General features: G+C 70.1%; 8 protein-coding genes and 1 pseudogene. 3 read left to right on the top strand and 6 right to left on the bottom strand.

Going from position 1 to position 8,339, the window contains the following annotated elements; all coding sequences use genetic code 11:
* Positions 1–458 precede the first annotated feature (458 nt).
* Positions 459–1,493, top strand: coding sequence for an IS110 family transposase (locus DIZ27_RS43910; RefSeq protein WP_109376378.1), 1,035 nt, complete (start codon positions 459–461; stop codon positions 1,491–1,493).
* A 454-nt stretch (positions 1,494–1,947) separates the two neighbouring features.
* Here DIZ27_RS43910 and DIZ27_RS43905 read toward each other — a convergent pair whose 3' ends face one another.
* From DIZ27_RS43905 to DIZ27_RS48295, 3 genes are all read right to left on the bottom strand, one after another.
* Positions 1,948–3,234 carry an MFS transporter gene (locus DIZ27_RS43905; protein WP_258308901.1) on the bottom strand — a complete coding sequence of 429 codons (1,287 nt, stop codon included), beginning with the start codon at positions 3,232–3,234 and terminating at the stop codon, positions 1,948–1,950.
* A gap of 534 nt (positions 3,235–3,768) precedes the next feature.
* Positions 3,769–4,419, bottom strand: coding sequence for an FAD-dependent oxidoreductase (locus DIZ27_RS43900; protein WP_258308900.1), 651 nt, complete (start codon positions 4,417–4,419; stop codon positions 3,769–3,771).
* Positions 4,420–4,433: 14 nt separating this feature from the next.
* The gene (locus DIZ27_RS48295) at positions 4,434–4,691 is read right to left on the bottom strand and encodes a hypothetical protein (RefSeq protein ID WP_258308899.1); all 258 of its coding nucleotides are present in this window, start codon (positions 4,689–4,691) and stop codon (positions 4,434–4,436) included.
* A gap of 192 nt (positions 4,692–4,883) precedes the next feature.
* On the opposite strand from DIZ27_RS48295, the gene DIZ27_RS43895 reads away from it, so the two are divergent.
* On the top strand, positions 4,884–5,306 hold the full coding sequence (locus DIZ27_RS43895) for a peptidoglycan-binding protein (RefSeq protein WP_109383843.1): 423 nt from the start codon (positions 4,884–4,886) through the stop codon (positions 5,304–5,306).
* A gap of 402 nt (positions 5,307–5,708) precedes the next feature.
* Here DIZ27_RS43895 and DIZ27_RS43890 read toward each other — a convergent pair whose 3' ends face one another.
* The 3 genes and pseudogenes from DIZ27_RS43890 to DIZ27_RS46430 form a co-directional block, all read right to left on the bottom strand.
* Positions 5,709–6,677 carry a helix-turn-helix domain-containing protein gene (locus tag DIZ27_RS43890; protein ID WP_219933746.1) on the bottom strand — a complete coding sequence of 323 codons (969 nt, stop codon included), beginning with the start codon at positions 6,675–6,677 and terminating at the stop codon, positions 5,709–5,711.
* Positions 6,678–6,959: 282 nt separating this feature from the next.
* Positions 6,960–7,420, bottom strand: a pseudogene (locus tag DIZ27_RS43885) (XRE family transcriptional regulator).
* Between the two features lie 290 nt (positions 7,421–7,710).
* A complete protein-coding gene (locus DIZ27_RS46430; protein WP_181384025.1) occupies positions 7,711–7,884 on the bottom strand; it encodes a hypothetical protein in 174 nt (57 codons plus the stop codon).
* Between the two features lie 152 nt (positions 7,885–8,036).
* Here DIZ27_RS46430 and DIZ27_RS43875 point away from each other — a divergent pair, with 152 nt between their 5' ends.
* The gene (locus tag DIZ27_RS43875; RefSeq protein ID WP_109383841.1) at positions 8,037–8,270 is read left to right on the top strand and encodes a hypothetical protein; all 234 of its coding nucleotides are present in this window, start codon (positions 8,037–8,039) and stop codon (positions 8,268–8,270) included.
* Positions 8,271–8,339: the final 69 nt, after the last annotated feature.

Raw genomic sequence — 8,339 nt, 5'->3', positions numbered from 1 at the left:
CGATCGCCGGGCCGGTACGCGCAACGGCACCGCTCGGAAGGCCGACGATTCAGAGTAAGGACAGCCGAAGCGTCAATCGGGGATTGGGTCAGACCCTCGAGCAGTGCCTCCCTCATCCTCACAGTCGGGGATCTTGGAGTTTCACGGTGCGGCAGCGTGATCAACGGGCATGCTCGGGTGGTTCCGATAACCGATGCAGCCGTCGAGGTGCCCGTTGTCCCTGACTTGTTGAATCGACCCCAGACGCTCGGTCTGCAGCCGTAGCGTCCAGGGTGTCGGTCGGCACGGGCCCGCAGTGCTCCTTGCCGCCCTCGGGCTGGCTCACTGATAGCGTGCCGCCGCCGGCCGACACCCGCGCGGTGTGGCTCGACAGAGGCATGAAGGTGACACGGTGACTTCAAGTCAGGGTGCCCACCGCACTCCCCTTCCTGTCTCATCGAGTGCGAGGACAGCAGCCTGTGATCCTGATCGGCATCGATCCCCACAAGTCGTCCCACACCGCCGTCGCCGTCAACGCCGCAGGCCACCAGGTGGCCCAGCGCCGGTTCGTCGTCAACGCCGGAACCTTCCGCCGGCTGCTGCGCTGGTGCGAGCAGTGGCCCGACCGTCGTTTCGCGGTCGAGGGCGCCGGCGGCCTGGGCCGCTCGCTCGCCCAACAGCTGGCCGCCGCGGGCGAGAACGTCGTCGACGTGCCCTCCACCCTTTCGGCCCGGGCCCGGCTGCTGGCCACCGGAGGAGACCGCAAGACCGACGCCAAGGACGCCCTCCACGTCGCCCAGGTCGCCCTCTTCCGCCACGACCTCCGCCCCGTCGCGCGGGAAGACCAGACCACGATCCTGCGGCTGCTGACCGAGCGGCGAGACGACCTGGTCCACGAGCGCACCCGCGTCCTCAACCGGCTCCACGCCGTCCTGCGCGATCTCCTGCCCGGCGGAGCACCCACCGGGCTGTCGGCCGACAAGGCCGCCGCCCTGATGAAGGGCATCCGGCCGGTCACGGCCACCGACAACTGCCGCCGGGACATAGCCCGTGACCTGCTGGCCGACCTGCGCCGCCTGGACCGRCAGGTCAAGGACAACGAGGCCGAAATGCGCGAGGCCGTCGCCGCGACCCGCACCACGCTGACCACCCTGCCGGGCCTGGGCACCGTGCTGGCCGCCAAGGTCATCGGCCACGTCGGCGACGTCGGCCGGTTCCCCACCGAGCACCACTTCGCCAGCTACACCGGCAGCGCCCCCCTGGACGCCTCCAGCGGCAACAACGTCCGCCACCGGCTCAACACCGGCGGCAACCGCGCACTGAACTCGGTGCTGCACACCATCGCCGTCTGCCAGATCCGCGACGGCGGGCGCGGGCAGGACTACTACCTGCGCAAGATCGGTGAGGGGAAGACGCCTTCGGAGGCCCGCCGGGCCCTCAAGCGACGCCTGTCCAACGTGGTCTACCGGATCATGAAACGAGACCAACGGACCCACCTTGCCCAAGCCGCTTGACACACAGAGGCGCTATGAAGTCACAAACGCCCGTCCGGCCGCGTGCGTGGTGACGCCCGGCGGGCCGACAAATCGCAAACAGGACAGTCGGGACGTCAGTCAGTCGGAGGGTCAGACCCACCGGCAGCGTCACCACGAACATCATCACTGTCAGTCGTGGATTGCGATCTCTCACCTTCGTGTCAGTACGCCACCTGCGCGTATACCGCCCGGTGACCGTACCGACACCCCTGATCTCTCATCCCACGACAGTGGCAACACCTGCGGCAAGGCCGATTCCCAGTTCGCTGACCAGCGCGTCCGGACAACACCACGGGAACCCACCACTGACACACCATCCACTGACACCAAAGCAAAAGATCGCATCCAACCTCGGTCTGAGCCGGCCAGACGCAAGCCGAGGACGGCTTGGACGAGGCTCGTGATGCGAACAGGCAGCCCCTTGCGCCCCTCTTCAGTCCTTGGCGTGCACCTGCTTCTGCTCATAGGTCTGCGGCAGGTCGCGCTCGCGGCGCATCGGGCTCATGACGAGGACGAGCCAGCAGGCCGCGACGACACTCGTCATGAGCCACATGGCGGGCCGGTACCCGACGGCGTCGCCGAGCACGCCGCCGAGCAGGGATCCGACCGGGATGGTGCTGTGGTTGATCACCATGGCCGTCGCCACGACCCGGCCGAGCATGCGCGGCGGGCAGTAGGTCTGCCGGAAGCTGCCGACCACGACGTTGGCCACGGAGACGCCGATCCCGACGAAGAAGGCTCCCATCGCAAACAGCAGCAGCCCCGGCCCCGCCGTGGTCATCGGCAACAGCAACGCGAACGGCGCGGTGGCGACCTGCAGGAGAAGCAGCCCGCGCGCGGTGCCGAACCGCCGGCTGAACCCGGTGGCCACCAGCGCGCCCACGATGCCGCCAGTGCTGCCGCTGGCCAGCAGCAGCCCGACCATGGCCGGGTTCAGCCTGACGGTGCGGACCAGGAACACGACCTGGACCGCCTGGTATCCCATCAGCGCCATGTTGATCACGGCGCCCCACGTGACCATCGGCCGCAGATACCGATCCCGGCCCACGAAGCGGAGCCCTTCGATGATCTGCCGTCGGAGGGAGGCACGTTCCCCGTCGGGAACGCGGTCCACCTCAACGACCCCGATCCGCTTCAGGCAGACGGCGGAGACCAGAAACGTTGCCGCATCAGCCACGAGTGCGGTGACCGCGCCGAACCCCTGGGCGAGCAGCCCCGCCACCCCCGGCCCGGCCACCTGGGTGGCGGCCTCGCTGCCCTGCAGCTTGGCGTTGCCCTCCAAAAGATCGCGGCCGTCGAGCACAATGTGGATGTACGAGTGGTAGGCAGTGTTGAAGCACACCGCCGCGGTGCCGCAGACCAGCGCGACCACGACCAGGTGCCGGAAGGTGAGCGCGTCGAGCCAGGCCGCCAGCGGAATGCTCACCAGCGCCGCGGCGGACACCAGATCGCACGCGATCATCAGTGGCCGTTTACGCGTCCGGTCCACCCATGCGCCCACCGGCAGACCCACCAGCAGCCAGGGCAGCCAAACCGCCGCAGCGATCAGACCGACGGCGGTGGAGTTGGCGTCCAGCACTACGACCGCAATCAGCGGCAGGCCCACCGCGGTGATGCCGTTGCCCAGCCCGCTCACGGTCTCGCCCATCCAGAGCAAGCGGAAATTTCGTTGGGCGAAGACTCCCCAGCTCGTTTGGGGCCGGTCCGGCGTGCCATTCATCGGGTCCATCCGAGGCATCATGCCGCGAGCACTCACAACCCTGCCGTCTGGTTGGCCAGTTGAGCTCCCGTAGCGGCGAGGCGGGGACGGAACGTGCGGAACGCACGAGTGCGAGGAGCGCGCAGCGCAAGGCCGGCGGCGAGGGCGCCTGACAAGACGCCGCACAAGGCGCCCGGCACGGCGCTCTCCGGGGCGCCCGCAAGGTGTTTCGCAGGGCGCCTCACCGATCCGGCCCTGACGGGAAAACCCGCACGCCACAGGCGCGGGTCAAGGGGGTGCCGGGCACGCCGACCACTTCCTGGGAGCCACCTTCAGGGGGCTTCTGCGGGCAGTACCGGCCCGGTTCCGCCGGGACCCGGCTCCCTGCTCCGGTCCGGGCAGCGCCGCCCACATCACCGCCACGGTGCTCGCGGCCTTCACCCCGCCGGGCAGGCCGGCGCGGGAGTGTGACACCGGCGTCCCTTGAGGCAGGGCTCTGCGCAGAGAGCGGGCCCGCACCCGCAGGATGTTGGTACGGGTCCCGCCCGGCTCGAGTCAGGCCATCGGCGCTGACTCCTGGTGTGCGTGCAACGCCGTCCGGTACGCCGCCAGCCGGGCGGTGCGGCCGATGGTGAGGGCGCCGACCAGCCGGCCCTCCCGGTGGTAGGCGACCTCCAGGCGCCGGTTCGCCAGGTCGTGCTCGACGACCCGCGTCTCGTCGGCGACCGCGGGCAGGCCCACCGAGCGGATCCGCGCGCCGTGCAGGTCGGACCAGAAGGACGGCACCGCCGTGAACGGGGTCGGCGCTCCGCCCGTGAGCAGGGTTGCCGCGGCGGCGGTGCCCTGTTCCACGGCGTTCGTCCAGTGGCCGAGGGCGAGGCGTGCGCCGCCCGTGAGCGGCTGCGGCACCCGGGCGACATCGCCCGCGGCGACCACCCCGCCCACGGCCGAACCGTCGGGGTACAGCACGCGCAGAGACGGATCGCAGTGGACGCCTCCGTCGACGGCGACCCCGGAGCCGGCCAGCCAGCCGGTCGCCGGGACGGACCCGAGCGCCAGCAGGACCACGTCGGCGGGGACGTCGTCGCCGGTCGACAGCTCGACGCCGGTGACGCGGCCGTCCGCTCCCGCTCGGAAGCCGGTGACGGTGGTCCGCGTGCGCAGGTCGATGCCCGCCGCGCGGTGCAGTGGCCGTGACGGTTTCACCCTGTCGAAAACAGCTACACGGCCCGCCGGCGGCGCCTCAGGGCGCGCCAGCGGGCCGCGGGGGCTGGCGGCTCCAGGGCAGTGCGCAGCACCGCGTGGAAGTTCTCCAGCGCCTGGGTCATCCGGTCGCCGTCCCCGTGGCTCTCCACTGCCGGCGTGAACACCGCATCGGCCGCGGCCGCGAGCCCGGGTTCCTCCCGCTGGAAGAAGGGTGCGACGGCTGCCCCCGGCAGTGCCAGTAGCGTCGTCGCGCCGCTGGCACGCGTTGTCAACCAAATGGCGCTAAGGGTCATCGACATCCCGGTCATCACCCCAGACACTCGGATCAGTTCGCGGGGCAGCCGGGAGGCTTAAGGCCCGGCTTGCCCCACCGCGTGCAGTCGTCTCCAAAACAGTGACCGGGTCCATCTCGACGAGGACTGGGTGCACCGTCACGGATAAGAGAGCAGAACAAGGAAGGTGAGATGAAGCGCATCCTTTCGGCCATCGCAACACTCTGCATAGGAGCAGGACTCGTGTTGACGACGGGCGGCACCGCGTCAGCCGCCACCCCGGCCTGCACCAGCTATGCCGGATTCGACGCGGGTGGGACCAACACCGTCTGGGTGCCGGTCGCCCCAACATTTAACACCAGCTGCCACCTGCAGCGGGGGTACGCGAACAGCGGCGTGAAACAGCTGCAGTGGAGCATGAACTCGTGCTACGGCGAATCCCTCGTGGCAGACGGGATCTTCGGCTCGGCCACCGAAGCTGCCCTCAAGCGAGTCCAGACAAGGATCGGGGTCACCTCTGACGGCGTCTACGGCCCGTATACCCGAGACCGTATGCTCCACGAGGGCACGTGGAAAGGGCAGTGCTTCAGGTTCAACGGCCCTGGCGGTTACTGAGTTGACCCATGCGTCCTGCGTGGGTGACGTCCGCATCTGAGCGGGTTTCGGACTCTGCCACGCGACGGCCGGGGCCGGGATGGTGCGCATCTCTCCGGCCCCCGCGCCGGTCATCGTCGGCGACCAGGCGCCCGCGCCCGCCGCTCCGGCCCCCGACCAGCCGACTGCCAGAGTCCGGGACTCACAGAGCCCCGGACTCACAGAGCCCCGGAGTACCGGAGTACCGGAGTCACAAAGTGCGGGAGCCGGGCAGTCCGCGCCCGAGGACCGGCCCCGGTACCTCCGCATGGTCCGGAAGTTGCTCTGGCGAGCTTTTTCGAGTCTCAGGGGTGAGGGAGATGATGTCGTTGTCAGTCAGCGACAAGCAGTTGACGATGCGTGCCACATGGAGGCGCGGGCAGGCTACTGATGCTGCTGGCGGTAGTCCTTGGGACTGTGTCCGTAGACGGCGCGAAAGGCGCGGCTGAAGTGCGCGGGATCGGTGAACCCCCAGCGGGCAGCGATGGCGCGGACGGGGCGGGAGCGTAGGAGGGGGTCGGCCAGGTCCCGGCGGCAGCGCTCCAGCCGGCGGGCGCGGATCCAGCCGGCGACGGTGGTGTCCTGGTCCTGGAAGAGCCGGTGCAGGGAGCGCAGGGAGATGTTGTGGGCGGCGGCGACCGCGCCCGGGGACAGGTCCGGGTCGCCCAGGTGCTGCTGGATGAAAGCGTGGATCTCCATTAGCAGGGCCCGGTGATGGGTCTGGGGCGGCACTGACGCGGCGGCGTCGAGGTGGTGGGCGAGAAAGGCGGTGAGCAGGTCCAGGGTGCAAGTGGCCAGGCGGGCGCCGTCCGCCGCGGTGTAGGTGGCGGCGCCCGCGGTCAGCTGCGTGAGGTAGCCGGACAGCAGGGCGCCCATCCCCTCGCGTCCGGGCAACCGCACGGCGGTGAGCCGGTCGACCTTGTCCGCCGGGAGCGGCAGCAGGGCCCGGGGGAATTGCACCATCACCCCCTTCACTGTGTCCGCGCCGGCGGCTGCCCAGCCCTGCCAGGGGCGCGAGGTGTCGTAGAGCATCACCTCCCCCGGGCCGCTGGTGGCGTCCCGGCCGCCTTGGAGAAGCCGGTGACTACCACGCAGGTTCAGCATCAACTGGTAGGACTCGGGATCGGAGCGCCGGATCAGCTGCGCCGACCGGCGGGTCTCCAGCGACGGGTAGGCCAGCGCGGACACCTCCACCCCGCCCAGGTCCAGCAGCCGCACACTCGCCCGGAAGTCCGCCTCGTGATCGCTGCGGATCGCGTTGGGTATCAACGCGCTGGCCGTCATGTCGTGCCAGGAGCCGAACCGCTCGGCCACCGGCAGATCCTTCGTCCGGAACTCCGTCACCAGCACCATGCATCCCCCAGTACGTTGCCGCGTCCAAGACGGTCTTGTCGGCGGTGAGCTCAACCCGCACGACCATGCTCTGGCCCTGGATCTGACGCTGTCACGTGGTTGAGTGCCTGACCGCGTGTCGGGTGTGGTGGGGCCGGGTTCCGGCTTTCGTGCTCACGCCGCGGCCGGCAGGCCGGCGACGCCGGTGACCTGATCCCGGATCGCGAAGCACGTGGTCATCTCGGCGCGGTAGCCGAACGTTCAGTCACAGCCGGACGCCAGTGCTGGCCCCGCCCTGGCCGGCTACAGCTCGACCTCCAGGTGCTCGACATCCGTGAACTCCACCTCCAGGCCGTGGGCGCGCCGACCGCCGTCGCGGAAGTACACCTCCCCCAATCCTTCGACGGCGATGTCCCGCAGCTGCCGCTCGCCAGCACTGGCGTCCTGGGCGTCGAAGAGGCGGGCCGCGTGCTGCGGGGGCAGGGCGAGGGTGAGGTGGCGGACACGGCGGTGAAACCGAACCGGGCCCGGGTATCGACGACCAGGCCCGTGCTGGTGGCGGCCTGGCGCCGAGCGCGCTCGCGGACGCGGGGCTGCCACCGGGCGCGGACCGCGTCCTCCAGGCGCCGGGCGAGGTCGGCACGGGGCCGGCGGATCTGGTCTTTGACGTACCGTTCCACGGTGCGCTGCGAGACGCCAAGCGCGCCGGCCACCGCGCGGGTGCCGTTGAGCTGTCTGACCACCACACCAAGGGTGTCTGCCAAAGCGGAGCAAGCTCATGGTGGACGCGCCCGGTATGTGTTGTCCCGTCACCCGCGCGGTCGGTTAAGTCAGATCGGGCAGCTGAACAGGCTGGGCTCGACACGCCACACACCGGAAGCACCGCCCCCGATCGACCGCGTCCGTCGCTCAGGCGTCGCGCCTCCCACCCCGCCCCGCACCGCCACGGCGTTCAGGAAACGGAACGCCGTGGCGGTGATCCCTGCTCGGATACTTCGCCAGTACCGAACTCCTATGCGATGCCGGGCCCCCGGGCCGGCCGACGCCGCGGCCGCTATGGCCGCAGGCAGCCGACGACGGGGGCTTCGAGAGGGCTGGAAACAGTGGCGGGGAGCGATTCCGTCAGACAAGTGGCCACGGTCAGCGGGTCGACGACGGCGTTTGCCGGTGACGCCACGAACCCGATGAATGCGGCGGCCCCCAGGATGACGGCAGCGATGCGACGCATGAACAACACCTCTCGACAGTCGTGATCGGTCCGCGAAGACATTTCCACTCATTCCGGCTCCGCATGCGCCCTGTCCCCCGTTCAGGCTGGTGCGTCGAGCCCGTCGAGGCGGGCGGGCACGYCGGCCGTGAGGATGTGGACGCTCCGCGTGCGTGTCCGGGCTCCCATTCGCCGTCCTCGCGGACGTCGAGAAGCACGGCAGTGGGCTCAAAGCCCACTGCGGCGACCCGGAGCACGCCGAGTCCTGCGACCGCACCCAAACACCCTGGCGTTCCACCGTGCCGGGTGAACTCGCCTGGACCGCGTACCGGGCCGAACGGCGTCGCCGCGGAGAGACCGGCGAAGAGCCCTGTGAGGCGTACCACCCGTTCCGCCAGGGCCGCTGACCGGGGCACCGAAGCATTCAGGAAACGAAACGCCGTGGCGGGCATCCCTGCCCGGATACTCCCCGGACC

It is taken from the genome of Streptomyces sp. NWU339 (assembly GCF_003143855.1).
Taxonomy (GTDB): domain Bacteria; phylum Actinomycetota; class Actinomycetes; order Streptomycetales; family Streptomycetaceae; genus Streptomyces.
This window is presented reverse-complemented; position numbering and strand designations above follow the sequence as displayed.